Annotated in this window: 24 protein-coding genes; 14 read left to right on the top strand and 10 right to left on the bottom strand. The window is 65.6% G+C overall.

The window, feature by feature from the left end:
* Positions 1-2: 2 nt before the first annotated feature.
* Together ACFVBH_RS29135 and ACFVBH_RS29130 are read right to left on the bottom strand one after the other, a co-directional pair.
* Positions 3-185: a DUF397 domain-containing protein gene (locus ACFVBH_RS29135; RefSeq protein ID WP_379006402.1), complete on the bottom strand. Its 183-nt coding sequence runs from the start codon at positions 183-185 to the stop codon at positions 3-5.
* The gene (locus ACFVBH_RS29130; protein ID WP_379006400.1) at positions 182-1,084 is read right to left on the bottom strand and encodes a helix-turn-helix domain-containing protein; all 903 of its coding nucleotides are present in this window, start codon (positions 1,082-1,084) and stop codon (positions 182-184) included. The genes ACFVBH_RS29135 and ACFVBH_RS29130 overlap by 4 nt, the downstream gene beginning before the upstream one ends.
* 384 nt (positions 1,085-1,468) lie before the next feature.
* Between ACFVBH_RS29130 and ACFVBH_RS29125 the strand changes: the two genes are divergently transcribed.
* From ACFVBH_RS29125 to eccB, 11 genes are all read left to right on the top strand, one after another.
* Positions 1,469-1,675 (top strand): hypothetical protein, encoded by a 207-nt coding sequence (locus ACFVBH_RS29125; protein WP_354986101.1) that lies wholly within the window; start codon positions 1,469-1,471, stop codon positions 1,673-1,675.
* A 119-nt stretch (positions 1,676-1,794) separates the two neighbouring features.
* Entirely contained in the window at positions 1,795-2,154 is a 360-nt protein-coding gene (locus ACFVBH_RS29120) for a hypothetical protein (protein ID WP_354986100.1), read from the top strand.
* Between the two features lie 24 nt (positions 2,155-2,178).
* A complete protein-coding gene (locus ACFVBH_RS29115; protein ID WP_379006396.1) occupies positions 2,179-2,466 on the top strand; it encodes a YbaB/EbfC family nucleoid-associated protein in 288 nt (95 codons plus the stop codon).
* Positions 2,467-2,575: 109 nt separating this feature from the next.
* Entirely contained in the window at positions 2,576-2,887 is a 312-nt protein-coding gene (locus ACFVBH_RS29110) for a hypothetical protein (protein ID WP_354986098.1), read from the top strand.
* Positions 2,884-4,269 carry a hypothetical protein gene (locus ACFVBH_RS29105; RefSeq protein ID WP_379006393.1) on the top strand — a complete coding sequence of 462 codons (1,386 nt, stop codon included), beginning with the start codon at positions 2,884-2,886 and terminating at the stop codon, positions 4,267-4,269. Before ACFVBH_RS29110 ends, ACFVBH_RS29105 begins: the two co-directional genes overlap by 4 nt.
* Positions 4,270-4,296: 27 nt before the next feature.
* Entirely contained in the window at positions 4,297-4,611 is a 315-nt protein-coding gene (locus tag ACFVBH_RS29100; protein WP_379006390.1) for a PE family protein, read from the top strand.
* 15 nt (positions 4,612-4,626) lie between these two features.
* Positions 4,627-5,652: a PPE domain-containing protein gene (locus ACFVBH_RS29095; RefSeq protein ID WP_379006388.1), complete on the top strand. Its 1,026-nt coding sequence runs from the start codon at positions 4,627-4,629 to the stop codon at positions 5,650-5,652.
* Positions 5,649-6,437 (top strand): ESX secretion-associated protein EspG, encoded by a 789-nt coding sequence (locus ACFVBH_RS29090; RefSeq protein WP_379006386.1) that lies wholly within the window; start codon positions 5,649-5,651, stop codon positions 6,435-6,437. Before ACFVBH_RS29095 ends, ACFVBH_RS29090 begins: the two co-directional genes overlap by 4 nt.
* Positions 6,438-6,528: 91 nt before the next feature.
* On the top strand, positions 6,529-6,840 hold the full coding sequence (locus ACFVBH_RS29085) for a WXG100 family type VII secretion target (RefSeq protein WP_379006384.1): 312 nt from the start codon (positions 6,529-6,531) through the stop codon (positions 6,838-6,840).
* 56 nt (positions 6,841-6,896) lie between these two features.
* Positions 6,897-7,199 carry a WXG100 family type VII secretion target gene (locus tag ACFVBH_RS29080; protein WP_379006381.1) on the top strand — a complete coding sequence of 101 codons (303 nt, stop codon included), beginning with the start codon at positions 6,897-6,899 and terminating at the stop codon, positions 7,197-7,199.
* A 114-nt stretch (positions 7,200-7,313) separates the two neighbouring features.
* Entirely contained in the window at positions 7,314-8,822 is a 1,509-nt protein-coding gene (gene eccB, locus ACFVBH_RS29075; RefSeq protein ID WP_379006378.1) for a type VII secretion protein EccB, read from the top strand.
* Positions 8,823-8,867: 45 nt separating this feature from the next.
* On the opposite strand, the gene ACFVBH_RS29070 is transcribed toward eccB, so the two are convergent.
* The 6 genes from ACFVBH_RS29070 to ACFVBH_RS29045 all read right to left on the bottom strand — a co-directional run bounded on the left by ACFVBH_RS29070 (position 8,868) and on the right by ACFVBH_RS29045 (position 17,387).
* Positions 8,868-10,442, bottom strand: coding sequence for a serine/threonine-protein kinase (locus ACFVBH_RS29070; RefSeq protein WP_379006375.1), 1,575 nt, complete (start codon positions 10,440-10,442; stop codon positions 8,868-8,870).
* 143 nt (positions 10,443-10,585) lie between these two features.
* Positions 10,586-12,145, bottom strand: a complete 1,560-nt coding sequence (locus tag ACFVBH_RS29065; protein ID WP_379006373.1) for a serine/threonine-protein kinase — start codon at positions 12,143-12,145, stop codon at positions 10,586-10,588.
* A 9-nt stretch (positions 12,146-12,154) separates the two neighbouring features.
* Entirely contained in the window at positions 12,155-13,396 is a 1,242-nt protein-coding gene (locus ACFVBH_RS29060; RefSeq protein ID WP_379006371.1) for a hypothetical protein, read from the bottom strand.
* A gap of 52 nt (positions 13,397-13,448) precedes the next feature.
* Positions 13,449-14,708: a hypothetical protein gene (locus ACFVBH_RS29055; RefSeq protein ID WP_379006368.1), complete on the bottom strand. Its 1,260-nt coding sequence runs from the start codon at positions 14,706-14,708 to the stop codon at positions 13,449-13,451.
* 150 nt (positions 14,709-14,858) lie between these two features.
* Positions 14,859-16,142: a hypothetical protein gene (locus ACFVBH_RS29050; RefSeq protein ID WP_379006366.1), complete on the bottom strand. Its 1,284-nt coding sequence runs from the start codon at positions 16,140-16,142 to the stop codon at positions 14,859-14,861.
* 9 nt (positions 16,143-16,151) lie between these two features.
* Positions 16,152-17,387 carry a hypothetical protein gene (locus tag ACFVBH_RS29045; RefSeq protein WP_379006364.1) on the bottom strand — a complete coding sequence of 412 codons (1,236 nt, stop codon included), beginning with the start codon at positions 17,385-17,387 and terminating at the stop codon, positions 16,152-16,154.
* A 180-nt stretch (positions 17,388-17,567) separates the two neighbouring features.
* On the opposite strand from ACFVBH_RS29045, the gene ACFVBH_RS29040 reads away from it, so the two are divergent.
* From ACFVBH_RS29040 to ACFVBH_RS29030, 3 genes are read left to right on the top strand one after another with little or no spacing between them, the layout of a single operon-like run.
* A complete protein-coding gene (locus tag ACFVBH_RS29040; protein WP_379006362.1) occupies positions 17,568-18,776 on the top strand; it encodes a hypothetical protein in 1,209 nt (402 codons plus the stop codon).
* A 13-nt stretch (positions 18,777-18,789) separates the two neighbouring features.
* The gene (locus ACFVBH_RS29035) at positions 18,790-20,043 is read left to right on the top strand and encodes a hypothetical protein (RefSeq protein ID WP_379006360.1); all 1,254 of its coding nucleotides are present in this window, start codon (positions 18,790-18,792) and stop codon (positions 20,041-20,043) included.
* 9 nt (positions 20,044-20,052) lie between these two features.
* Entirely contained in the window at positions 20,053-21,654 is a 1,602-nt protein-coding gene (locus ACFVBH_RS29030) for a serine/threonine-protein kinase (protein WP_379006359.1), read from the top strand.
* Positions 21,655-21,827: 173 nt separating this feature from the next.
* On the opposite strand, the gene eccE is transcribed toward ACFVBH_RS29030, so the two are convergent.
* Together eccE and eccA are read right to left on the bottom strand one after the other, a co-directional pair.
* Complete coding sequence (eccE, locus tag ACFVBH_RS29025; protein ID WP_379006357.1) at positions 21,828-23,636, bottom strand: type VII secretion protein EccE; 1,809 nt, start codon at positions 23,634-23,636, stop codon at positions 21,828-21,830.
* 17 nt (positions 23,637-23,653) lie between these two features.
* Complete coding sequence (gene eccA, locus ACFVBH_RS29020; protein WP_354986081.1) at positions 23,654-25,489, bottom strand: type VII secretion AAA-ATPase EccA; 1,836 nt, start codon at positions 25,487-25,489, stop codon at positions 23,654-23,656.
* Positions 25,490-25,583: the final 94 nt, after the last annotated feature.

Raw genomic sequence — 25,583 nt, 5'->3', positions numbered from 1 at the left:
CGTCAAAGAAGACTGCGCAGGAATCGATCCCACTGCTCCCCGGTGAACCAGAGTTCCGGGCCGCCAGCGTGTTTGGAATCGCGGACGCCAACCACCGCGTCGGACAGGCAAATCTCGACGCACGCGTTCGAAGCCTCGCTGTGACTCGACTTGAACCAGTTGCCCTGGGGCGCTGTGCTACTCACGCCGCGTACTCCTTTGCCAATCTGGCCACCATGTCTCGGGTGTCGCCTTCACTCAACGCTACAGCCCGCTGGGAGGAGATCGCGGCCTCGTACTTCTGGACGACTTCCTCTCGATCGTCGTAGTCGCCACCGCCGAGGTGGCGTTCCAGGTAGACCACCGGCGGCTCCGAGCGTCCACGATCGAGGGTGGGGAACCGCAGCAGCGAGAAGCTCAGAATCGTCAGTCCGCGGTGCGAGCCGACGTCGAACGGAATCGCGCGGAGGCTGATGTTGTCGCGTTCGCTCGCCTCGGCCAACCAGCGCAGTTGCGCGGACATGACCGCGTTCCCTCCTGGGCGGTGGCGGAGAACCGCTTCGGAGACGATGACCTCCATCTGAAAACCCTCTTCATCCAGCTTGGCCTGTCGTTTCGCCGTCAGCTCCACTCGGCGTTCTTGGTTGACCCGTGACATCTCGGGGTCATCGATCAGCGCTACGGCCCGGCGGTAGTCGGCGGTCTGCAGTAGGCCTGGAACCAGGACGAGTTGGTGTGTGCTGATTCGGTTGGCCGTGGCCTCCAGGCGCAGCAGATGGGGGAGGTGGGAGGCGAACTGGTCCGCGTACTCGCGCCAGTAGCCCTTCGAATTGCCCTGTAGTTTCGCGACTTTGGCTTGCTCGCGAACCTCTGCCCACAGCTGCAACGCTTCCTCCCGGCAATCGGGTTCTGCGCCGTAGAAGGTGAGAAGACTTTCCAGCTGCGGAGTGGTTATTTTTGTTAGCTCACCGTCCTCCAAACGGCTGATTGTCATGCGGGAGACCTCCGCATGCAATCCGGCCGCGAGCGGTGATTTGCCTGATTTGGTGCGTATCTCGCGCAAGAACTTCCCGAATGCCCTGCGAGAGACCGTTGTTCCGGTCATTTCTCCGCCTAGCTGTCTGGGTGCTCACTCTGTGCACACACATGGTGTGCATGCTCACCGTGTGCACCCAGCATATTTGCTGTTCATCGAGCCGTGTGCAGTTCGCGTGAATGGATTGGGGTGTCTACTGAGTGAGTCAGATCAGGTTCCGCAAAGCAGCTTTCATGAAAGTGGTGCCGAAATGTCTTGGGACGCGTGGGCTCTACTGTCGATCAACGTTTTGTGTATCTCCGTCATCGTTTGGGCCGCTTGGGGTTTCCGCCAGGAGTCACGAAACTCCCGGCTACTACGGATCGCGCTGACCACCGGCGAGTACCTCGTCATCCCCGTCGGCCCGCAGCGCGGGGCGGGCTGGGTGCACCGGGGCCAGCATCGGGGGTGGGTATGACCAATCCATTCGCCTATATTCCGCGGACCGATCGGCCGGCCGTCTATCACGGTGAGCCCGCGCCCTACACCCGGTTCTCCGATCGTGACATCGAGCGGCGACTGCTGGAGCACGGCGCCGAGTGCGAGGAGAACGACTGTCCGATGCTGCGGCATCTGCGGCGGCTCCGGGACCGGCGCGACGGTCGTGGAGAGGCCGGATGACGCCGACAAGCGGGTGCGGCGCTGCTCACATGGGTCCCTCGGGGGCGGAAACAAGATTGCTCCCCGCTCGTGCCGTATGGTACTTCTACGCAAGGTAGTTCTGGGGAGGGAGTGTCTGCATGACCGAGGCGGAGGCGGTGACATCGGGCGCTGGGGAGTGGCCCGCGGTCAACGCGATCTCGCGCAACGGTGGCATACGGATGCGGATTACCGAACAGGGGATTCCGCTCGCGGTGAAGATCGATCCGGCCGAGTTGCATCGGGATCCGGCGCATTTGGCGGCGGAGATGCTGCGAATTTGTCGGCGGGCCGCCGACGAAGCCGGATTGGCCACTCGTAAGAAGCTGGAGGCAGCGGGTATGAGTCCCGCCGCGCTCGCTGCCACGGGGTTGCCCACCGAGGCTGATCTCGCTCGACAGGAGATTGTCGAGGAGCAGGACTACGATACGGAACCGCAGAGCTGGCTTCGGACTGTGTGAGAGGGGGGCTCGATGGTCGGATCAATGGATGAACTCGAGGATCGGGTTCGTCGGCAGCTGTATCGGTTTCAGGATTTGGCCGATCAGATGAAGGCCGTTCGGGGGCGGGAGACCTCCGAGGACGGCGCCGTGATGGCCGAGGTGGACGGCAATGGCGCACTGCGTGATTTGCAGTTCAGCAGCGCCGTGTCCCGAATGACGCCCGCCGAGTTCGAACAGGCCGTGGTGAGTACGGCCGCCGCCGCCGCCCGAAATGCCTTCCAGCGCAGGGCCGATGTTGTGAATCGGTTCAACGAGGAGATGGCCGGCTGATCCGGTCCGTTCACTCAACCGTGCATCAGTGTTAGCGCTTTACTTACTGGCACAACCATTTTCATACTTGTACTGTTACTCAAGATCGATGTACTGGGAGGGACCACCGATGGCTGGAACCGTAAAGGCTGATTTCGTCAAGATCGCGGAGTACGGCACCCGAGAAGCCGCCAGTGCCACGCAGGTCGCGGGGGCCGCAGCCGCCGACTCGATCAGCGCGCTGGCCGCGGCGGTGCCCGTCTTCGGCCTCATCGGACAGGATTTCCTGCTGGCCTTCGCGGGCGCGCAGGCGAGCTACCTGTCCTCGGCCGCCGAGATCGCCGCGGTGCACGGCAGCACCGCCGTCACGGCTTATTCCGCTGTCGGTCTTTTCGAGGGCAATGAACTGACCTCGGCGGCGAGCTTCCTCTCGACCCTGTGAGCGAGGAAGTCGGAGCGGCGTCCGGGGCTGCGGTCAGCCCCACGGTCGCGGATGTGCTGTACAGCAGCCCGGTTGGTCCCCTGATGGACCAACCGGTAGCCGATGTGCTCAGCAACATCGGACTACCGCAGCTGCCGGCGCTCCCCGAGATCACGCTGCCCGACCTGTCGGGGCTGGAGATGCCGACGCTGCCGACCATCGACCTCAGCACGCTCATCGAACCGGTGACCTCGCTGCTGTCGTCCTTCGGTTCCGGCAGTCTCGGTGACGGATTCGATCCGACCTCGATCTTCAGCGCCGTTACCAGCGCGCTCAGCTCGGCTTCTTCGAACAGTAAATCCGCGATGCAACAGCTCTCCACCGGCATGCTCGGTCAGGCGGCTGACGCGGCGCAGATCAAGAGCGACCTGGTGCAGGCCGACTATCCCAAGGTTCTGAACCAGGGCAATGAGCAGCGCGCCATTCTGCTCGACGCCCAGCGGGTCGTTGCCCAGGGATATGCCGAACTCACCGCCCTCATTTCGCGTTTCATCGCTTCGGCGACCGCGGCCGGCGCCTTCATCTGGACTCCGGCCGGATTGCCGACGCTCATTGCTCTTGCGACGGAGGCGATTTCCGAGGGCACGGCCATCGTGGCGAAGACCAGGGTCGAACTCGCGGTGAAGACCGCCGAGATCGCCGTCGCCGGAATCAAGATCCCGATCACCGGCGCACCCAATCTCGCCGATGCCGCAACCCTGGCGAACAACGTCATCTCCGCCATGGAGCCCTACGCGAACATCGCCAAGACCGTCGGCGAGAAGGTGATCGAGAAGGGTGGCGAGGTCGTCTCCGCCGGCTCCGAGGTGGTCAGCGAGATCAGCTCGACCGGTCAGGAGATCCTCAGCGGCCTGACCTCGACCACGACCGACACCAAGACCACCACGACCGATCCCAAGACGACCACGACCACCACCGAAGAGAAGACGACCGAGGAGAAGGTCACCGGCGAGGACGGCGGCGCCGGAGACGGTGGTGGCGGAGGCGGTGGCGGCGGCCTCGGACTCGGCGGGGTGCCGACCAGCACCTCACCGCTGAACAACGTCGCCGCGCGCGTGCCGACCGGTGAATCCAGTCCGCTGTCGGGTCAGCCGCGCACGAGTACCGCCAGCGCGGTGCCGCAGACCACCCGGGCGGGCACCTCGCCCATGATGGGCGGCATGGGCGCCGGTGCGGGCCGGGCCGGCGACGCCGGTGAATCCGGATCGGGCGCGGACCGCTCCAACCTCGTCACCGGTGCGCACGGCGACGAGGTCGTCGGACAGATCGAAGGCGTATCCATTCCGGTCGTCGGCGCCGTAGAGGTGGTCGAGGAATCGCCGGACAAAGCTCTCACACTCTGAAATATCCGGGGGAACAGGAGAATTGACATGACCACCAATGCATTCGAAGGTGTGCGGTTCGACGCGACGACGGCGCTGTCCGCCGCCGCGCAGCTGGACGCGCTCGCCGATCGCATCGAGAGCAGCCTGGGCGAGGAGCAGTCCAAGCTCGGCTTCGTCGCGGCCGGAGCGGACCAGGTCTCGGTGCGCGCGGCGCAGACGCTGACCGCGGTCGCGGACTCGTTCGGCGTCTCCACCGGCGCGGGCGTCACCGAGGTGCGGCAGCTCGCCGCGGCCCTGCGGGCCCAGTCGGTGCAGTTCGGACAGGTCGAAGAGCAGAACTCCCTCGGCTTCGCGGTCTGATCGGGACTGCCGCCGATGCTCGAGCCGACGAAACCCGGTTTCACGGGGGAAGTTTGGGAATCCAAACCCCCCGAGGAACTGGCCCGGGATCTGGTGACGGGGGCGGGCGCCGTGCCCGCCGCCGAAGCCGGTCTCGCCTGGGCCAGGTTGAGCGCGAACCTCGGTGCGGCGGCACTCGATTACGACCGCATCCTCGGCGTGCTGAGCAGCGCGTGGGAGTCGAAGAACAGCACCGCGTTCATCGAACGCATTCGCGCGCTGCGTGAGTGGCTCGCGCACTCGGCCGCTTCGGCGGCCGGGAACGCGGTCCAAGCCGAAACACACGCCGCCGCATACGAAATAGCCCGCCTGGCGATGCCGGACGCCGGTGATGTGGAGAAGCTGCGCCAGCTGCAGGAGATGCTGGAGAAGGTCGGCACCGCCCTGGGCGCGCCGATGCTCGCCAAGCTCGCCACCGTGGACGGCGACGCCGATGCGGCGAAAGCCGTTGCGGCACGGGTGATGCGCACGTACGAGGCGGCGACGGAATCCCTGGCGACCCCGTGGGAGCACCAGACGCCCCCGCCCATCACCGAGGGCATGAACACCACGGCCGCCCCACCGGCCGAACCCGCGCCCGAAGCGCCCGCCGCCGCACCCGGCTTCCCCGGCGGCATCCCGAGCCTGAGCCTCGGCTCGATGCCCCTGGTACCGGTGAACCTGGCGGCCCGCACCGCGACCACCACCAACTCCACGACGAAACAGACGGTGGTGCAACCGGTTACGGTGCAGTCGATGGGCTCCTCGATGCCCATGGCGCCCATGGCCGGCACCCAGAACGGTCAGGACGAGGAACACACGACCCGCGAGGGCCTGGCGGGCCCGCAAGCCAGCGATGCCGAACTCGGCCTCGCCTCCGGCATGCAGGTCGCGCCGTCGGTCCTCGGCGGCGTGGACCCGAACGCGCAGCGCTCGCCCGACATCGCGTTCTCCGCAGGCAGTACCGGCGCGGAGAACGCGGCCCCGGGTCCCGCGGCGACGCGAACGGAGTCCGCCACATGATCACCCTGAGCAACGACGGCGTGATGGCGCTGGCCGCCGAACTGGGCGTCCAGACTCTCCCGCTGGTGCTCGCGGTAGGCCCGCAGCAGACGACCCACGCGGAATGGAATGCGGCGCAGGAACGCGCCCGCGCCGAGATCCGCGCGGCCCGCCTGGTGGACGCACACGGTGACGTGACCGCCGACGCGGCCGAGTCCCTGTTCGTCCTGGCCCAGCCGGATCGGGAACTGGCGGCTCGGATCGTGACCCCGGACGGGCTGGTGCGGCTGTGCGTCGCCCGCCGCGGGGAGGCGCACGCGGTCGCGGTGCGGCGGGATGATCGGTTCGCGATCAGCTCGCTGTGGACCGACGGGTCCGGATCGTCATTGATCCGCCCGATCCTGGATGCGCTGGGCCCCTGCCCACCCGCCGAGGTCGCCAACTTCAGCGCCGCCGCTTCGGAACTGAGCGAGCGCTTCGACGCGGCGTCAGTCTCGGCGGACTACACCAATGCCTGCTATGCCCTCGGCATGAATGAAACCGACGCCACCGCATACGGTCTAGCGCTCGGCTCATGCCATACCTACGCCGAGGTGGTGGCTTACGCCTACACCGACGGCGTCACCGAACGATCTCCGGGAGCCGTGGTGGTTTACGACACCGCAAGGGGTCGCATTGCCTCCGCGCCCGGGGTCGCTGCGGACCAGCAGATCTGGTCCACATTGACACCGGGCACCGATCACCGTATCGCACAAGCGATTACGGGCCTGATCGATTCGATGCCTGGGCGGAGGTGGCTCTCTTGAGCCGCTGTGACGGGGGCCGCTGGTCCACTCCGAATGGGCGATGCAGTACCGCATCGTTCGACATATCAAGGAACTACCAGAGGTAGGGAAAATGTCCGAAGAGAACGCAGTCAAGTCTAATCACGACGCCGCGACCGCGGCGCAGAACGAGATGGCCGATGTCGTCGCCACGGTCAAGGCGATCCTCGCCAAGACCACCGATTCGGTCGACGGCGCGCGCCGGGGCTTCTACGGCCAGGCCGCCGTGGCGTTCAACGCGGTCGCCAACGAGTGGGACCTGGAGAACAAGAACCTGAACGACCGCCTCGATGAGGTCGAGAAGCAGGTCGGCGTCGGTGTTGCCAGCTTCCGCAACCTCGAATCCGAGAACGAGGGCGGCTTCAAGCAGCTCACCAACCTCTGATCCCTTGACCACCCAGGTCGCTGTTATACCCAAGAATCTTGATGGAGGAATGAATCATGGCTGCTGATGATGGAATGCTTTATGACCCCGCGGTGATCAGCCAGCTGGTCAGCGAGCTGCGCGAGAACTTCGGCCAGCTCAAGGCCGCCGGTACCGACATGGAGACCGCCGCCGGCAAGCTGCAGCAGGCGTGGTCCGCGCAGGCTTGGGCCGGCTTCGCCGGTGTCTACTCGAAGTGGACCACCGAGTACGGCGACTCGCTGCACAAGCTGAACGCTGTCGCGGCCGCCGTCGAGGACGCGATGGGCCGCGCGCTCGGCGCCGACCAGAAGATCGGCGACGGCTTCGGCGCGTTCTGAAAATTGATCGCGCAGTGCGAAACAGCGCATCTCTCCACGGCGGAGGGGTGCGCTGTTCGCCGCTCGCAGTCGCAGTAGTCTCGTGCCCGTAGTTCTTGTCCCCACGGAGGATCTGTGCCAGCCCAATTGACCACTCGTGCCCAGGTCAATGGGTACCGCTTCCTGCTGCGCCGGCTGGATCACGCGCTCGTGCGCCGTGATGTGCGCATGCTGCACGATCCCATGCGCGCGCAATCGCGCTCGTTGATCTCCGGGGCGATTCTGGCACTGCTGGTCGTAGCAGGTTGTGCGATTCTGGCCTTCATCAAGCCGCAGGGTTCGATCGGTGACGCCAACATCGTCGTCGGCAAGGACAGCGGCGCACTGTACGTCGTGATCCGCGACAAGAGCGACAAGTCCAAGATGACCCTGCATCCCGCCTTGAACTTGGCGTCTGCGCGGCTCATCGCCGAATCGGCCGACTCGCCGAAGTCGGTGAAGGACAGCAAGCTCGACTCGGTGGCCCGCGGACCCATGCTCGGAATTCCGGGTGCGCCCGGATCGCTGCCGGGATCGGATCAGGGCGACCGTTCACGCTGGACGCTGTGTGACACCGTGCAACTCTCGGCCACCGGTGGCTCGGCCTCGACCACCGGATCCACGACAACCGCTATTGCCGGTGGTCTGGAACTCGGTGACCGAATCAAGCAGGCGGAGAACGGCACCGCGATTCTGGCCACCAAAGAGAACAAGACCTATCTGATCTACGACGGCAAGAAGGCCGAAGTCGATCCGCAGAACGCGATCATGAAAGACGCGCTCGGACTGAGCGGCGTGCGGGCCCGCCCCATTTCAACCGGTCTGCTCGATGCGGCGGTTTCCGTGCCGGTACTGTCCGCGCCGTCGATTCCCCAGGCTGGGCAACCTGGCCCCGGTCGACTCAGCGGTGTGCCGGTCGGCGGTGTCATCAAGGTAACCGGGCTCGACAATTCCGCCGACCCCGAGCTGTATGTCGTGCTGGCCGATGGTCGTCAAAGAATCTCCCCATTCACCGCCACCGTCATTCGCAATGAGAATTCGCAGGGCATGAGCGAGATCAAGCCCGTCACACCGGATCTCCTCGCCAGCGTGCCGGTGGTGAAGTCGCTTCCGGTGGACGACTTCCCGATAGCGCCCCCGAGAATCATTACGGCCGAAGACAATCCGGTTGCTTGCATCGCCTGGGCACGTGAAGCCGGATTCGGGCGTTCGTCCTCGGATGCGGCCGAGGGCCCCACCGATCGCGCAACGGTGAATCTGCTCGTGGGCACACGGCTCCCGCTGTCGGATAAGGCTGTGCCTGTCTCGCTGGCGTCCACCGACACAACCGGCGATCGCATCGACGCTGTCTACGTTCCTCCTGCCTCGGGGGAATTCGTCCGTGTCACCGGGGTGGAACCCGGCAGTCAGCGCCGCGACACGCTCTTCTACGTTACTGATACCGGAATTCGGTACGGCATAGATGATTTGGAGACGGCCAAGATTCTCGGGCTGGGTACTTCGCCGCGGCTCGCGCCCTGGGCGATCATCGGCGAGCTGGTGCCCGGGCCGACGCTGTCCAAGGCCGAGGCACAGGTACAGCACGACGTACTGCCCACCAAATAGCGGTGGTTGCGCCGCGCCCGAACAGCCTCGGGCGCGGCTATCGACTTATTTCACGTTCCTGCGCAGCACGGGCACAAGCTTTTCGAGCAGTACCTGTTCGGATCCATCCGACCACTGCCGCATGGCAGCTACGGCCGCCGGATCGTCGAGTACGAGAACCGATGCGGTGGTCGCAGATACGCCGCTCGGCAGATTCACGAGGCCGCCGCCGCCGGCATCGGTGTCGCTGCGCACGGCGAGCACGAACCCCGAGGTCGCGCGATCCATTGCCTTGTATTGCGCTGTTGAACTCGATTCGACCGGACGCGGATTGGGCTCATCGCCTTGGCGGGCGTAGCCCGAGTTGTAGACGAACCCCAAACCCTCCAAGAACTGCGACTGCGGGCTGGGACTGAGCGGGATGCTCATGGTCGCGTTGTAACCGCTCTTGCCGGAGATATCCACGATCATGATGGTTTTGCCGGCGAATGCGGGGTTCTGAGCCTTTGCGTCGGGCAGTGTTTTCGGAGCGGTCGTGACGGTCGTCGTTGTGGATCCTCCGGCCGCGGGGGTGGAGTCACCCTGTACCGCCCAGATTCCTACACCTGCGGCGACCGCGATTGCCACCGCGGCCGCCATGCCGATCAGCAGCGGGCGTTTCGCGGCCGCTGGCTTCGGCGCCTGCGGCGTGGTCCCGGTTTTGGCGAACTGTGTATGGGTGGTGGTGCGTGGATCTGTCGCGGTGGTGGACGAATGGTGCGGAGCGAGCGGCAAGGTCTGCAGATTGAGACCCGAAACTCCGTATTCGAGAGCTGATTTGAGCGCGGTGGTGAATTCGTGGCAGGTATCGAATCGATCCGCCGGATCCTTCGCCATCGCGACGGCCAGCACTTCGTCGACCGCGGGCGGCAGACTGCTGTCCACGGCGGTAGCGCGTGGGACCGGCTCGTAGAGGTGACCCATCATCACCATGGCCGGTTGGGTTCCGGGATAGGGGTTTTGACCTGTCACCAATCGGAAGAACGAGCACGCCAGGCTGTAGACGTCTGCACGGTGGTCCACGTGCTGGCCGCTGAGCTGCTCGGGAGACGCGTACGCGATGGTTGCGACGAAACTCCCCGCCTGAGTCAGCTCGTTGGTGTCCTCGGTGGATTTGGCGACGCCGAAATCAGTGAGCAGCACACGTTCTTCGCCGCCGTCGCTCTGTGAGAGCAGGAAGTTGGCGGGTTTGATATCGCGGTGCAGCATGCCCCGGCGATGCGCGTGATCGAGGCCGCGGCCCACCTCGCTGACAATGTGCAGTGCTCTCCACGGCGTCATGGATTGCGGTTGCTGCTTGGCGGCGTCGGAGGCGTCGATGCCGTTGACATACTGCATGGCGATCCACAGCTGGCCGTGGTCCTCACCGCGGTTGTAGATCGAGACGATGTTCGGATGATCCAGTGCGGACGCGAGATTCGCTTCACGTTCGAATCGCGCTCGGTACTCGGTATCTTGGCTGTACTGGGTACTGAGCACCTTGAGCGCGTCGCGTCGCGGCAGCTCCGGATGCTTCGCCAGGTATACCGTACCCATTCCGCCGGCGCCGATCACGCGCTCGATCCGGTATCCCCCGACGAGAGAACCCGGGCCGATGCTCATTGTGGATTCCTACGATCGCAGAACCGCATGTCTGAATTCCCCCACCGTTACCGCTGACTGGTCGAACGTACTACTGGTCGCAGAGTGTACTGGCCGACACCGTCCGACCGTGCACCGTGCAATCCTTGGTCCTTCTTGACTTGCTACTTGACCGATCTGCTCAGGACGGGAACCAGCTTCTCCAACAGGATGCCCTCCGATGTCCCGGACCACTGCCGGAGCGCGGTGACCGCCACCGGGTCATCGAGGACGATGATGGTGGCCTTCGAGGAGAGCAGAAAATCAGGGAGATTCACCAGGCTGCCGCCTCCCGCTTTGGTGTCACTTCGGGCAACGAGCAGGTAGCCGGAATTGATGCCGCGCAACAGCTTGGCTGTTGCTTCGCTCGTAATTGGCCGAGGGCTCGGTTCGTCACCATCACGCTGAAAGTCGCTGTTGTAACGAAAGCCGAGCTTCTCCAAGAAATCGGACTGCAGACCCGGGCTCAGCTGGACACTCAAACTGGCATTGGGATTGTCGAGTGTGCTGCTCGGAGCATCCACGAGCACAATGCGCTTTCCTTCGAACGCGGGGTTCTGTGCACGTGCCTGGTCGATGGACTTTGGTCCGCTCAAGGTTGCCGATGCCGCAGTGTCTGCGTTCCCGTGAGTGTTGTCAACGCGCGACCAGATTCCTATGCCCACCGCTGCTGCGGCGACTGCTGTGACAGTGGCAATGCAGATCCAAAGTCGCTTGGGTACAGACGCTATCGGACGCGAGGCGGTGAGTGGGCTCGTCCATGTCGCGCCGCGCCCTGTGGGAAGCCCCGGGGCCAACGAGGGTGCACGTTGAGGAATCGTGCGCTCATCGAAGCTCGAAGTAGAGTGTTCAAGAGCGGATTTCAACGCGGAGGTGAAGTCATGGCAGTTGTCGAACCGGGCCGTCGGATCCTTCGCCATGGCCATGGCCAATACGTGGTCCACGCCAGGAGGTAGTGCGGGGTTCACCGTGCTCGCCCGTGGTAGCGGTCCGTGTAGGTGGCCGACCATCACCGGGGCCGGCTGAGTGCCGGGGTACGGGTTCTGCCCTGTTGCCAACCGGAAGAATGAACAGGCGAGGCTGTAGATGTCAGTGCGATGGTCGAGCCGATGACCACTCAATTGCTCGGGTGAGGCGTACGCGATGGTGGCGACCAGGCCTCCAGCCTGCGTGATTTCCGTTGTGTCGTCTGTGGACTTGGCGACGCCGAAATCAGTGAGTAGCACGCGCTCATCGTCATCATCGCTGGCGGAGAGCAGGAAGTTCGCGGGTTTGATATCTCGATGCAGCATGCCACGTCGATGTGCGTGGTCGAGTCCACGGCCGATCTCACTGACAATCCGCAGCGCACGCTGCGGGGTCATCGTTTGAGGGGATCGCGCCTGTTCGTTTGCGGCGTCGACACCGCTCACGTATTGCATGGCGATCCAGAGCTGACCTTGTGATTCGCCCCGGGTGTAGATCGAGACGATGTTCGGGTGATCCAGTGCTGCAGCGAGATTCGCTTCACGTTCGAATCGCGCCCGGTAGTTGGGATCGCGGCTGTATTGCGCGCTCAGTACCTTCAGTGCATCGTATCGAGGCAACTCTGGATGCCGGGCGAGATACACGCTGCCCATTCCGCCCACTCCGAGAACCCGCTCGATGCGGTACCCGTCGACCACGTCTCCCGGTCTGATGCTCATTGCGATTCCTCAGAGATACTGGCTCTTGGCAAGCAACGCGTACTGTGCGGCAGCACGTTGTTGGGCGTCAGCCAACTGCGAGCTTGCTACTCGAGCCACGTATCGGTCGTACCGTATGTTGCAGTAAAAGCGACCGTTGTCGTACCACGCCGGGTGGACTCCGTTGCTGCGCTCGGGCTGAGGATTCTCTTTGCAAACCACGTCGCGGGTGTTGGCGGGCGGATCTACAGTCTTTGGGAGCTGTTCATTGATTGCGGCCCATAGGGTGACCGCTGCTTCGCTGTCGCGGGCGCGCAGTAGCAGCGCGGCCGCGGTGGAAATACGGTCCACACCGTTGTCGTCGAGCAATGTCTTCCAAGTTCGCTGATCTGCCGCGTAGTGAAGCCAGCCGCGCGGGAGGCGGGTGATATGCGACTCAGCGTCCGGGATCGCGTATCCGCTTTCGTTCAATGTTCTCCGCAGCATCGACTGGGGATCGTAGTCTTGGTGCAGGGAATCGCGCGCGCTGAGCGGCGGCGACTGATTCAACAGTGCCAGCTGAGCCGTGAATATCCGCTGGAGAAGTTTCTGCAGTTCCGCTGCATCCGGATTCGGCTGCTGTGCATAGACATTGATGAAGTACTGCCCGGACGCCATCGTCGCGGCCATCGAAGCCACTCCAGGGCGCCAGTGGGCCTTCGCGTTCGGGTACCCATCAATAGTGACACGAGCGTTCTGATCGGCGGCGATATCGAAATCGGCCTGCTCCACCTGCTCGGCGGCAGTCTTGGCACGCTGCTCGTCCGGAAATTGGAGCACCATGATGCTGAATGAAGTTGCCTCTGGGCGGTTGGTCTTTCCAATGCCGAACGGACTGAAGATGTCGGATCCGTCCCATGTCCTACCGTCGGTTGGTGGATGTGTGCTCGACGCCGCCATGAAGCCCAGAATCATGCCGTTGGCTTCCAGGATCGACTTAGCGGCCGATACCAGCAGAAACTGTGTCAAGGCGGGCTGAGTGATCGCCCTGGGCTCAAAGCTATTCGTGAATTTCGGGTCGACGTCCGCACCGATTACGACGGAGTCTGCCAACCTTCCCAGTGCCAGTGATCGGCCGTACGCCGCGTTGTGCTCGTAGGTATCCCGGTACTCCAGAGGATCTGTCCCGTACTTGCCGACGGACAGCAAACGGATGTCGATCTCTCCAGGAATTGCCGTGCCGCCAGTCTCGCTGCTACAGGCCGCGAGGGCAGCTGTCAGCGCAACAGTCATGATCGTGTTTCCGACGGTGCAACAGCGCTTTCGGATTCTCAACTCGATCCCCCTACTTGTCGTTCGCGAGAATGGCGTACTGTGCCGAGATTTGCTGGTATGTCTCCTGCACCTGGTCGGCTCTGGTATATGCGGCGTACCGGCCAACCGAGACGTAGCAGTCGAATGCCCAAACGCTCCAGGACGGGCCGTGGTATTTGAAGCATCGCGCCGTCGGCAACTCCTGCGGAGGATCGATGCGTACACGGAACTTGTTGATCGAGACTTCATCGATGTAGGTTTCGGCTGCTGTGGCGTCGCGGGTGCGAACGAGCATGCCAGCGCCGTAACTGATGTTGTCCACGCCCGTCCTGTCGAACAGGGCACGGGCTTTGTCCTGGTCAGGACGGCGATGGAGTTCAGCGGTGGCACTCAGGACGCCATTGAAGCTGGACTCCTGAGCTTCTCGGGGAGCTATCGGCAGCGTGATTCGGACCATTCCCGTTGGGTCGAGCGCAAGGCTTGTCAGAGCGTTCGGCGGCGTTGGAACGAACTTGCTTAAACGGTCCATAGTGACGGTGATCGCCTTGTCCGACAGAGCTAGAAGGCCGGGGAGATCGGAGATCCTCAGTTGAAAGTTCTCTTCATTCCTGACCAACGTGCTGATGACGAATCGTCCTGTGGCATACCAGGATGCGAGTACCTGATTGTTCGGCTTCCAGAGGACCTTCGCGGCAGGAAACCTCAGTGAGGTGGTCTCTACGGGCGGAGTGCGGTTACTGTCGTGATCGAGATCCGGGCTGGAGAACCCACTGCGGGACAGTGCGTTTGCGGCAGCCGCGGCTGAGTTGTCACTGTCGAAGATCATGACGTTGTTCGTCAGTGCGTATGAGAGACCGTCGCTCGGATTCGACTGGGCGGTGGTGTAGAAACCACCGATTAACCCGGCAGTATCGGAATCGAAGTTCTCTTCCTCGAACCAGCTCAAATCCACCGCAGGTGACAGTGAGGCAAGGTTCGTGTATGACTTCGCTCGGCCGGATCCATGGATCAATGCCGAATCGATGTCCTTCGGAAGCGGCATGACTTCGGCGAGCCGGAGGGCCTCGAGGTTGTGGGCTGCGGCAACAGGATTGAGCGGCGCCGGGTCCCGAGGCTTGGTTTCGTAACCGCCCGTATCCAGCTTACTGAGGTCGATCTCGGGAAGCGTCCCGGCAGCGTCGGATTCCGAACCACATCCGGCGCTGACCAGCACCGTAACCGCCAACGCGACAGCCGTGGCAGCGCGTAGAGCGCTACCCGCCGGCTTGTTCAGGCCATGGCTGATGAACATGTCGAAATTTCCCCCCACCGGTACCAGTCGACTGGCACTACGTTCTTCTGGTTTGCCGAGTGTACTGGTCGGTACTGGTGAGCCGCTCGCCGTGCTCGGCAACTTCGCTTCGTGCGACGCCTGTGTTCGGCCCCGGCAATCTCGAAGCTCTCACATGTACTGGCTCTTGACCAGCAAGGCGTACTGCGCGGCAGCACGTTGCTGGGCGTCGGTCAGTTGGGTGCTGGCCACCCGGGCCACGTACCTGTCGTAGCTGACGGTGCAGAGGAACCGGTCGCTGGCGTCCCAGGTCTGCAAGACGTTCCCGGAGCGTTTGGGCTTCGGGTTCTCGGCGCAGGTGATGTCACGAGAGTTGGGCGGCGCCTCAGCCGGCTGGGGGTACAGGGCGTCGATCGCCGTGTGGAGGGAGCGAGCGGCGGTGGCGTCACGCGCCCGGAACAGGATCGCGGTCTTCTTGGTCGTCGCGATGTAGTCCACGCCGCTGGAATCCAGCATGGGCTCCCACACCCGCTGCTCCGGCACGAAATGCAGCCAGCCACGGGGGGTTCGGATCGCGTTGCTGTCGGCGTCCACCGCGAGGCCGTCGTTCAGGCTCAGCGTCCGGCGGGCGACGCCGTGGGGATCGGGAGGCTGGAGCAGTGAGTCGCGGGGGCTCAGAACCGGCATCCGCTCCAGCAGGGGGATCTGGGCCGCGAAGACCCGCTCGGCGAGGCTCTTCAGTTCCGGCAGGTCCGCGGTCGGCTGTTGGACGAACACGTTGATCAGATGGCTTCCGTGCGACACCGTCGCGGCCAGGGATGGGACGCCCGGCCGCCAGTGCGCTCGGGCCGTCGGCAGGCCGTCGATGGTCACGCGGGCATTCACGTCGGGCGCGACATCGAAGTCGGCAGCCTCGATCTGCTCGGCTGCGGTCCGGGCACTCTCATCATCCGGGAATTCCAGGACGGTGATATTGAACGACGTCGCTTCGGGATTCGTGTCCGCGCCGCCGAACGGCTTGAAGTTGCCGGTGCTGTCGTAGTACGTGGTGTCGACCAAGGGATGGGTGCTGGCGGCCGCCGAGAAGCCGTACAGCATTCCGGTCGCTTCCAGAATGGGCTTCGCCGCCTCGGTCAGCACAATTGTCGTATACGTGGGTGTGTGAAGGAGTCTGGACAGCAGGGCGTGCTCGAACTTCTCGTCGACATCCGATCCGATGACGACATGATCGACCAGACGGGAGAAATCGAGCATCTCGCCGGCCGCGACCGAGTGACGGGGCTTGCCTCGATACTCTGCCGGATCAGTGTTGTAGTTACCCACGTCCAGCTGTCGGATGTCGATCTCGCCGGGGGAGGGGAAGCCGTCGATGTCGCTGCCGCAGGCGGCTAGCGACGCCGCTAGGACGAGCGCGCCCACGGCCTTGGCGCGCCGCCGATGTGCGTGACTCCACATTGGTTTGCCCTACCTGTCGTTCGCCAGGATCGCGTACTGCGCGCTGACGCGCTGGTACGCGTCTTGCAGGTGGTATGACCACACCTGGGCCGCGTAGCGGCCGTGCGAGACGTAGCAGTTGTAGGGGAACTCATTGGTGGCCGGGCCGCGATACTTGAAGCAGAGGGCCGTGGGGAGACCCGGGGGCGGGTCTATCCGTTGCTGGAACTTGTTGGCGGAGAGGTCGGTGATGAAGGTTCGGGCGGATTGCGCGTCTCGGGTGCGGGTCAGCTCGCCGGCGCCGTAGCCGACGTAATCCGCTCCGGCACGGTCGAAGATCGCGGCGGTTTTCGTGTCGTCCACCCAGCGGTGCAGGGCGCCGTGGGTGGTCAGGGTGCCGTCGAAGGCCGCGGCGGTTTTGTCGCCGTTCGGGCGGAGGAGGGTCAGGCGCATCAGGCCCTGAGGATCGATCGGGAGGGAGGCTAGTTTGTCGGGCGATGTCGGCTCGAACGTGCGCAGGCGGTCCGACAGCACGGTGACGGCCTTCTCGGTGAGGGCCACGAGGGACCCCTGGTCCGAGATCTTCAGCTGATTGTTCACGTTGTCGCGGACCAGAGTGTTGATCACGTACCTGCCGGTGGCATACCAGGACGCCAGGACCTGGTAGTCGGGGATCCAGGTCAACTGTGCCGACGAATAGCGTTGGGGGACAGCGGGTTGAGCCTTGCTGTTGTCGTTGAAACCTTTGCGACCGAGCGCGATAGCGGCCGCAGCGGCCGCGTCGTCGCTGTCGAAGACCATGACGGCGGCCGTGATTCCGAACGCGATGTCGGTGTCCTCGTTGGATCGTGCGGAGGTGGAGAAGCCCGCTACCAGGCCCGCGGCGTTGGCGTCGAACTCGGTCTTGTCGAACCAGCCGAAAATCGAAGCGCTGTCGAACGAGTCCGCACCCGTGAACGGCCCGCCGCCGGTCGAGCCGTAGGTCAGGGCCGGGTCGATGTCCTGCGGCAGGGGCATGGCGTCGCCCAGGCGCAGCGCCTCCAGGTTCCTGGCCATCTTCGCCGGATCCTTGGCCGCCAGGACCTGCGGCTTCGTGTCATAGCTGCCGGTGTCGAGTTTGCTCAGGTCGATGTTCGGAACCGGCTCGCCCGCATCGGATTCCGAGCCGCAGCCGGTGACCGCCAGCACCGACACGGCCAGTGCGGCCGCGACCGTCGCGCGCAGCCGTCTCCCCGCCGACCTGCGCCGGACGTCGTTGTACCGCATGTGTGTATCCCCCACCGAACCGCCTACCCGGTCGCACGTCCCACCGGTGGGGCGAGTCTACTGGGTGGGCGCGGGCCCGCGTCCAGCGTGCGGTGGCCGGCGACTTCTCTCGCCTTGCCGAAACCGGCGCGGTCGATATTCTCTAGAACCGTTGAGTTGATCAGCGGGGGAGCGAATTTCGTGCGTAGGGCATTGCGGGGTGGGCTGGTCGCGGCGTTGGTCGCGGGTGTGGTCACCGTCACATCGTGTGGGTCGGATCCGGGTGGGGGGCCGCCGGATCCGGTGGTCGACCTCGGGGCGCTGGACGTGGGCGGATACCGGACCGAGCCGAAGGACTACGCGCCGAAAGACCATCGGTCCGTCGCGCGGATCTTCGAGGCCGAGCGACTCGGGGCGATGGTTCCGGTGCCGTCGGAACTGGATGCCCGGTTGCGGTTCAATCGGGGCGGGGACATCCACGCGTTCCTGGAACCCGACGTCACCCACCCGAGCCCCATGTACACGTGGTTGAAGAAGGACGGATTCGCCCAGGACGCAGCGGGTTTCGTCGCGGGGTTCGCGAGCAGCGGGCGATCCGAGTCCGACGAGCGCATCTCCTTCGCGCTGTCGGTCTCGGTGCTGCTCTTCGAATCCGAGCAGCAGGCCGCGGCAGCCGGAACGGCGCTGGCCGCGCGCGGGTGGCAGGCCGAGGCGAGCAAGGTGGTGGCGCTGAGTTCGGCCCGGCATCCGCGGGCGGTGGTCTCGTGGCAGCCCGAGGCACAGGTGCTCACATCCTGGTACGCGACGGGGAAGTTCGTCATCGTGGCCACGGCGGACAGCCGGGAGAACCGCACGCTGAAGATCTCCGATCAGGACCTGCTGTCCACGCTGGCCGACAACGGCACGGCGGCGGTCGCCGAGCGGGTTCGCTCGTTCGAGCCGACGCCGCCGGACCAACTGGACACCGTCCCGCTGGATCCCGAAGGACTGCTGCGGATTTCATTGCCGCGACCCGAGGGGGACGAGTTCCGAATGCTGCCCGGCGTCTACGAGCCGACCGCCTTCGTGCACCTGAGCGAGGACGCTGACAAGGCGCGGAAGCGACTGGAGGAGTTCGGCGTCGACCGGGTGAGCGTCAACGGCTCCTGGCTGTATCGGACGCGGGACGCGGCAGCCGCCGAGGGGATGCTGGCCGAGGAATCCGCGGGGAAATTCCGGGTGGCGGTGAGCCCGCCCGCCGGGCTGTCGAACGCGAAATGCACCAAATACCGCGGGCCGGAGGAGAGCACCTACCCGTTCTACTGCTACGTGCGTTTCGGCCGGTACATGGCCATGTCGTGGGGACTGCAACTACCCGATGTCCAGCAACGCATTTCGGCCCAGTACACGCTGCTCGCCCGGAACAAGTAGGGGAGCGATCCTGATGTCTGCGCGCAGAACACTGTCAAGACTGATTCCGGGGCTGCTGTCGGCGCTGCTGCTGACCGCCTGTGCCGGGGTGTCCGGCACGCCGGTGGCCGGTGAGATCGACGTCCGCACCATCGATGCCGGTTCCTATCCCACCGACCCGCTCGACTACCGCATGGTGTGGGAGCACTATCCCAACAAGACCGCGGACCTGGCCGCCATCCGGCTGGCCGGATACGTCCCCACCGGAACCGAGATCGATTCGGAGTTGCGGTTCCGGCGCAACGGGAGTCCGATCACCAACGTGTACGCGGGAGCGCAGTTCCTGCTGAAAGCCGATGTCCCGATCATCGAGCGCAACGGAATGCTGTTCGGGTTCACCATGTCCGCGGCGTCCACGCCGCGGCAGAACGGGGACGCGGCCGAGCAGATCGAGGTCAACGCGCTCGATTCGGCGGCACTGGAACCGAATTCGAGCTCCGTGCATCTGACCGTGCTGCAGTTCCCGGACGGGAGCGCCGCGACCCGCGCGGTCGTGGAGATGGAGGCCGCCGACTTCGCCGTCGCGGCGGAGAACGTTCCGGTGACCCTGGACCGGTATCCGGACGCGAAATCGCACTGGCGGCCAGGTGTTCCGACCCTGGGCGCGCTGGCGGCACGCGGGAACTACCTGATCAACGTCTTCGTGAAGCGCCCCACAGCCGAACTCGGCGACCTGACCGCACTGGCGCAGAAGACGCTGGACGCACAGATCCCCCTGCTGGATCAGCTGCCCCCGCTCTCCTCGCGCGACGTCCTGCGTCTGGACTACGACCCGCAGGGCATGATGCGGCGAATCCTGCACCCCGACAGGTACGTGACGCCGTACTTCGGGCGGGAGGGCGTCTACACCCCGCGCGCCTACCTGCACACCACCGACGATCAGGAGCAGACGCGCCGGGTGCTGGAGAGCGCCGGGGTCGATGCGGTGGCCGAACTGAATTCGTTGCAGGACACCACTTTGATCCGGGCACGTGACGGCGACGCCGCCGCTGCGCTGCTGAACGACTTCAAGAGCAATCGCACCGACTCGGCCGACGCCCCGACCGGTGTTCCCGACACCTTCTGCCATCGCTACGTGCGGTACCCCAAGCTCCGCTCGCTGGACGAGTTCCACTGCTACGTGCGATACGACCGCTACGTCGGCATCGTCCAGGCCACCCAGCTCCCGGACGCGCAGCAGAAGGCCGCCGCCCAATACGCGCTGCTCGCCAAGAGCGCGTGGATGTAGGTGCCGGACATGACAATTCAACCCGGAGCGGTGCTGGGCGGATACCGCCTCGATCGCGTGCTCGGCGCGGGCGGCATGGGGACGGTGTATCTTGCCCGCCATCCGAGCCTGCCGAGGTGGGACGCGATCAAGGTGCTGGGCGCGGAGTACTCCGCCGACCCGGAGTATCGCTCCCGTTTCACGAGGGAAGCCGATCTCGCCGCTGCCCTCGATCATCCGAACGTGGTGGCCGTGCACACCCGCGGTGAGACCGATGGGCAGCTGTGGATCGCCATGCAGTACGTCGAGGGCACCGACGCCGCCGCCGCGCTCGAACACGATCCGGGGTCGATGACGCCCGCGCGGGCGCTGCGCATCGTGACCGAGGCCGGACGGGGCCTGGATCACGCGCACCGGCGCGGGCTGCTGCACCGGGACGTCAAACCCGCGAACTTCCTGCTCTCCAGCGCCGACGGTGACGCGGAGCGGGTGCTGCTCACCGATTTCGGAGTCGCCAAGTCCACCGCGGACGCGGTCGAGATCACCCGGACCGGAAAGTTCGTCGCCACCATCGCCTACGCCTCACCCGAACAGCTCGAGGGGCACCGGCTCGACCACCACGCGGACGTCTACGGCCTGGCGTGTGCGTTCTTCAAGCTGGCGACGGGACGCAATCCCTTCCCGGGCAACCAGCCCGGGCCGGTCATGATGGCGCACCTGTTCGAGCCGCCGCCCCGGGTCACCGAGCTGCGGCCGGAACTGCCGGCGGCGGTGGACGAGGTGCTCGCGGTCGCCATGGCGAAGCATCCCGAAGGACGATTCCACAGCTGTCACGAATTCACTCGGGCTTTGGAAGCTGCGATGGTGCAAGGGGTTTCACCGCTTGCTACCTCGACCGACAGAGGTTTCCACACGATCCCGGCGGGCACCACGCGGACAGGAAAGCCGGATCCGGCCACCGTGCCGTCGGCTTCCGGTGTGCCGCCGCGGAATGCCACTGCGACATCGCGATCCGAGGGTGCGAAACCGGATCGCCGCCGAAACCGTTGGATCGCAGCGGGTGTGGGAGCGGTAATCCTCGCCGCGGCGGCCGGAACGGGTGCGTGGGCGATTCGCGGCGACGACCCCGTCGCGGTCCCGCCCGGATCCACCACGACCGCGGCCGCCCCGCCGCACACCACCGCCGAAGCGCGGCAGCAGAATCCGGCGTTCGCGGGCAAGGTCATCGCCGCGGTGGACATCATCGGAGAGGGCGGCCGGGAAGGCGATGTGGATCTGCACCTGGAACCGAGCCCCCAGGCCGCCTTCCTCGAGGCCCTCGGCTTCACCTACAACCTGAACTGCCGGCGCGCCGGCGACGAGCCCACCCCGCGCCCGGTGACCCGCGACAGCCAGAACCCGGCCGAGCTTTCGGACATCCGGTCCGGATACATCCTCGCCGTTCGCAGCGACGCCGCCGCGAAAGGCGGTGGCAGCCAGACGAATCTGCCCCTGAGCATCACCTTGCGCGAGGCGGCCGTCGTGGTCCTGGACGACCCGGCCGCCGTCGAGGCCTTCCGCCACTGGACCGACGCCTCCGAACAGATCCTGCTCGACAAACTCGTGCCGGCCCTGCGGCGCGGCGTCCGATAGTTCCGTGGTCCGGGCGGGCCGCACCGGGAGCTCGACCCGGTGCGTGAGGTTGCTCTGCCTCGGCCGACGAACCTCGGTCCGGCGGTCCGGCCGGGCCGCGCGCTCGGGATGGCGGTGAACCCCGAATCGGCGCCGGACAGCCATCTTCGGGCGGTCCGCCGTGGCGTCCGCGGTCAGTAGCGAGCCGGTTGCGCCGCCCCGATATAGCGCTGCTCCGCCGGCGTCGTCACCAACTGCGCCGTCGTCTTGGTCGCCGGGGTGTGCACCGTCACCGTGTGGGGCGCGTTGCGGTGCTGCATGATCGTCACGTCCGCGTCCGGCTGGTAGCCCGGGGGTACACCCTGGTGCAGGGTGACCACGGTCGCCGAGCCCGGGGGAGCGGTGGCCGGAACCCCGTCGAAGACGATCACGGTCGCGGCCGGGTTCGGGGTGCGGGCGGTCATCGTGCTGTGGCGCGAGCTGTGGGTGACCGAGGACGCCAACGAGAGTGCGTGGGACGCACCGACATTCGCGATCATGTGCTGCCACGCGCCGGGGCGGGCGGTGTGCACCACCGCGCCCGCGCCCAGGGCGATGGCGCGCAGGATGACCTGCTGGGCCAGATGGAGATCGGAGATGATGTCGATGCGGCGCGAGCCGTTGCCGATCAGCGGTACGGCCACGCCGCTGCCGGTGGCGTCCGCGCCGATGAGCTGGCCGCAGCCCGCGGTCGGGACCGCGATCTCGGACAGCGCCTCGATCGGGCCCTGGTAGCCGCTGGGCCGAATCTCCTGCGCGCCATAGGAAAGAATGTCGGCCAGGGCCCACAGCTGGCGGCGGGGGAGTTCGAGCAGGCCCGGGACCGGCGGCTCCTCGACCGGCTGCTGGGTGTCGTAGCGGACGCGCGCGTCCACCTCGATGGCCTCGAAGCGCGCGTCGGCATCGGCCGTCGGGCGCAGGCGCACGGTCACCGTGGTGGCCAGGCTGCGCACCGCCCAGATCTTGGCCAGGCCGTCGAGATTGAACAGCTGGGGATCGATCTGGAAGCTGGTCAGGTGAATGCCGTTGTACTCGAGCGAATCCGGGTGCTCGATGAACTCCTCCAGCGGAATGCCGCGGGTGAGTTCACGACTGGCCAGGGTCATCTCGGCGGTGGTAAGCACCGAGGCCGTGATGCCGCGGGCGGCAAGGCGATTGGCGACCCGGCGGGTGCCGATGATCGCCGAGCGCAGCGCGCCCTCGGGGCCGCCGCCGCGATTCTGCACCGCCTTGTTGTTGGTGAGCGGGTTCAGGCGCAGCACCAGCCACACCGTGCGGTGCGCGATGGCCGGTAGCGGGCCGAGGATCTCGTCGTACAGGTGGCCGAGCGGCGCGATGCTCGACGCGTAGCCGGACAGCACCGCCTCGGTGCTCGCGGTGCGGGTGCCGTTGCTGATCACGTCGACCGAATCCAGCTCGACATCGTATTGCCGGAGGCAAGAGGCGATTTCGGCGAGCGGAAGCACCTGGTCGGTGCTGAGCGAGCCGCGCCGCAGCAGCGTCAGGGTGTCCGGCGGATTGTCGATGCGCAGCATCGTGGTGAGCAGCGTTCCGTCCCAGCGCAATCCGTAGCTGCCGCCCTCGGGCAGCGGCACGTCGAACTGGGTGCCCTCCTCGACGTCGCGGCGCGTGGCCTGGCGCCAGCGGAAGCCCGCCCAGCGGCCCAGGCGCAGGCCGATCGGGACGCCGCGGAAGGGAGACAGGAAGATCAGGGCGGGGATCACCCCGGCCAGCGCCGCTGCCCACCAGGGGGCGTCGAGCATGACGGCGATGAGCGAGGTGAGCACGCCGAACAGCGCGACCGGAATCACCAGCCGCAGCGGCAGCATGCGGAACAGCCACATCTCGTCCGACCGCAGTTCGGCGGGCGGGCGCTGCGGCGCGGGCGGCGGCTCCGGTGGCGCCTGCGGCGCCGGACGTTCTTCTGTAGCGACCCCGGATCCCCGGTTCGGGACGTCGTTCACAAGTGTTCCCCCTAGCTCTAACTCACTGCCGACGCCAAGCCTAGCGAGGTGAGCATGGTGGCCAAGGCCGCCTTCATATCCGGGGCTTCGATTCGCATGAGCACCGCCTCGTCGACCGCGCTCAGATCGATGGATTCGTCGTTGGCCAGCCGGAATTCGCGCTCTTCCTCGGCTGCCTCGATGAGATTTCGAATGAAGCGGCCGTTGCCGGCCACGTCGACGCCTCGGCGCGGCTGCCCGCTCTGATCGGTGCTCTCCAGGTCGTAGAGCCGGCGGCAGGTCTGCACCAGCTGGCCCAGCGCCTCGTCCGTGAGCTCGGAATCGCGCTTGTTCGAGATGACCCGGCCGATGTCGCCCAGCTCCTCGGCGGAGTAGGACGGGAACTGCAGGCGCTTGGCGAAGCGCGAGGACAGACCGTCGTTCGCCGCCAGGAAGCGGTCGATCTCGCCGTCGTATCCGGCGATGATCACCACCAGGCGGTCGCGGTCGTTCTCCATGCGTGCCAGTAGCGTGTCCACCGCCTCGCGGCCGAACGCGTCGCCGCCGGAAAGACCCTGCTGGATCAGGGTGTACGCCTCGTCGATGAACAGCACGCCGTCCATGGCCGAGTCGATCAGCTTCTCGGTCTTGATGGCGGTCGAACCCAGGTGCTGGCCGACGAAGTCCGAGCGCTTGGACTCGATCACCTTGTCGGTCTTGAGGATTCCCAGTCCGCAGTAGATCTTGGCGACCACGCGGGCGATGGTGGTCTTACCGGTTCCGGGCGGGCCGGTGAAGGCCAGGTGCTGGCCGCGCGCGGAGCTCGACAGGCCCTTCTCGGCGCGGATCTTCGCCAGCTGCGCGCTCGACTGCAGCTTGGCCACCTGGGTTTTCACCGCGGTGAGACCGATCTGCTTGTCGAGTTCGGCGCGCGCCTCGGCGAGCACGCGCTTGGCGCGGTCCTCGTGTTCGGCCTGCTGCTTCTCCGCCAGCGACGGCGCCGACGCCGGATCCCACTTGTCGGTGCGGGCGTCGATCACCTCCTGGGAGGTGATGGTGATGCGGTAGGTGCGGTCGCGCATCGCCGCGGCGTTGGCCTCGAAATCCGGGGCCTGGGAGTAGACCTTCTCGAACAGCGACTGCGCCTCGTCGGCATTGCCGCTCTCGCGCAGGCTCAGGCCGCGGCAGAACATGGCGGCGGTGCGCGCGGCCGGAATCGGGCCCGCCTCGGCCTTTTCCATGCGGCGGATGGCCTCGGCGAACAGGCCCAGTTGCGCACAGGCTGTGCCGACCATCACATGCGCGCCGGCCGCGAGGTACGGATCCTCCCATTCGGCCGAACCGGCCAGAATGGTCATGACGTCGGGCCAGCGCTGGGTGTTGTAGTGCAGGATGCCGCGAATGTAGCTGGTGATTCGCCCATCTACCGCGTAGTCCGGATCCGAGTTGCGCCCGCGGCGGTAGGCCTCGAGCTCGTCGAGCACGCGCTCGGCCTCGTCGAACTGCTTGTCGGTGATCAACTGTGCGGCGTACGCCAGGTGGATTTCGGTGTAGCTGGCGAGGGGATAGTCGATGTAGAGCCCGGGCAGGAATCGGCCGGCCAGCACCCTTGACGGGAGGCCGAGACGGCGCTGTTCCCGGGACAGGGTCTCGGAGCTGGTCTTGTACAGGTTGTACAGAACGTCCTTGGTCACCTCACCGGCGACGGCCCGGCCGAGCCAGGCGTCGCACATGGTGGGATCCCACTCGGTCGCGCGCTGGAACGCCAGCTTCGCGTACTCGAGGTCCCGATTCGATTCCTGTCCGTCGATGCTCAACCCCAGTGACAGCACCCCGGCATCGAAGGCGCGCTGGGCCTGGCGAGTGTCGATCATGCTAGTCGAACCCCGAATTCGTTGAACCTGGTTGGGCTTTCGTTCACATTCCCCAGCCACACGTGCTCTTCGCACAGTTGCGGACAGTCGGATA

This window comes from Nocardia sp. NPDC057668 (assembly GCF_042799795.1).
GTDB lineage: Bacteria > Actinomycetota > Actinomycetes > Mycobacteriales > Mycobacteriaceae > Nocardia.
This window is presented reverse-complemented; position numbering and strand designations above follow the sequence as displayed.

Coding starts and splice junctions, on each gene's coding strand:
- ACFVBH_RS29050 (WP_379006366.1), bottom strand. CDS start 16,142: ATGTGGAGTCACGCACATCGGCGGCGCGCCAAGGCCGTGGGCGCGCTC.
- ACFVBH_RS29060 (WP_379006371.1), bottom strand. CDS start 13,396: ATGACTGTTGCGCTGACAGCTGCCCTCGCGGCCTGTAGCAGCGAGACT.
- ACFVBH_RS29055 (WP_379006368.1), bottom strand. CDS start 14,708: ATGTTCATCAGCCATGGCCTGAACAAGCCGGCGGGTAGCGCTCTACGC.
- ACFVBH_RS29095 (WP_379006388.1), top strand. CDS start 4,627: ATGCTCGAGCCGACGAAACCCGGTTTCACGGGGGAAGTTTGGGAATCC.
- ACFVBH_RS29035 (WP_379006360.1), top strand. CDS start 18,790: ATGTCTGCGCGCAGAACACTGTCAAGACTGATTCCGGGGCTGCTGTCG.
- ACFVBH_RS29100 (WP_379006390.1), top strand. CDS start 4,297: ATGACCACCAATGCATTCGAAGGTGTGCGGTTCGACGCGACGACGGCG.
- ACFVBH_RS29115 (WP_379006396.1), top strand. CDS start 2,179: ATGGATGAACTCGAGGATCGGGTTCGTCGGCAGCTGTATCGGTTTCAG.
- eccA (WP_354986081.1), bottom strand. CDS start 25,489: ATGATCGACACTCGCCAGGCCCAGCGCGCCTTCGATGCCGGGGTGCTG.
- ACFVBH_RS29045 (WP_379006364.1), bottom strand. CDS start 17,387: ATGCGGTACAACGACGTCCGGCGCAGGTCGGCGGGGAGACGGCTGCGC.
- ACFVBH_RS29090 (WP_379006386.1), top strand. CDS start 5,649: ATGATCACCCTGAGCAACGACGGCGTGATGGCGCTGGCCGCCGAACTG.
- ACFVBH_RS29070 (WP_379006375.1), bottom strand. CDS start 10,442: ATGAGCATCGGCCCGGGTTCTCTCGTCGGGGGATACCGGATCGAGCGC.
- ACFVBH_RS29030 (WP_379006359.1), top strand. CDS start 20,053: ATGACAATTCAACCCGGAGCGGTGCTGGGCGGATACCGCCTCGATCGC.
- ACFVBH_RS29085 (WP_379006384.1), top strand. CDS start 6,529: ATGTCCGAAGAGAACGCAGTCAAGTCTAATCACGACGCCGCGACCGCG.
- ACFVBH_RS29130 (WP_379006400.1), bottom strand. CDS start 1,084: ATGACCGGAACAACGGTCTCTCGCAGGGCATTCGGGAAGTTCTTGCGC.
- ACFVBH_RS29080 (WP_379006381.1), top strand. CDS start 6,897: ATGGCTGCTGATGATGGAATGCTTTATGACCCCGCGGTGATCAGCCAG.
- ACFVBH_RS29120 (WP_354986100.1), top strand. CDS start 1,795: ATGACCGAGGCGGAGGCGGTGACATCGGGCGCTGGGGAGTGGCCCGCG.
- ACFVBH_RS29110 (WP_354986098.1), top strand. CDS start 2,576: ATGGCTGGAACCGTAAAGGCTGATTTCGTCAAGATCGCGGAGTACGGC.
- ACFVBH_RS29065 (WP_379006373.1), bottom strand. CDS start 12,145: ATGAGCATCAGACCGGGAGACGTGGTCGACGGGTACCGCATCGAGCGG.
- ACFVBH_RS29125 (WP_354986101.1), top strand. CDS start 1,469: ATGACCAATCCATTCGCCTATATTCCGCGGACCGATCGGCCGGCCGTC.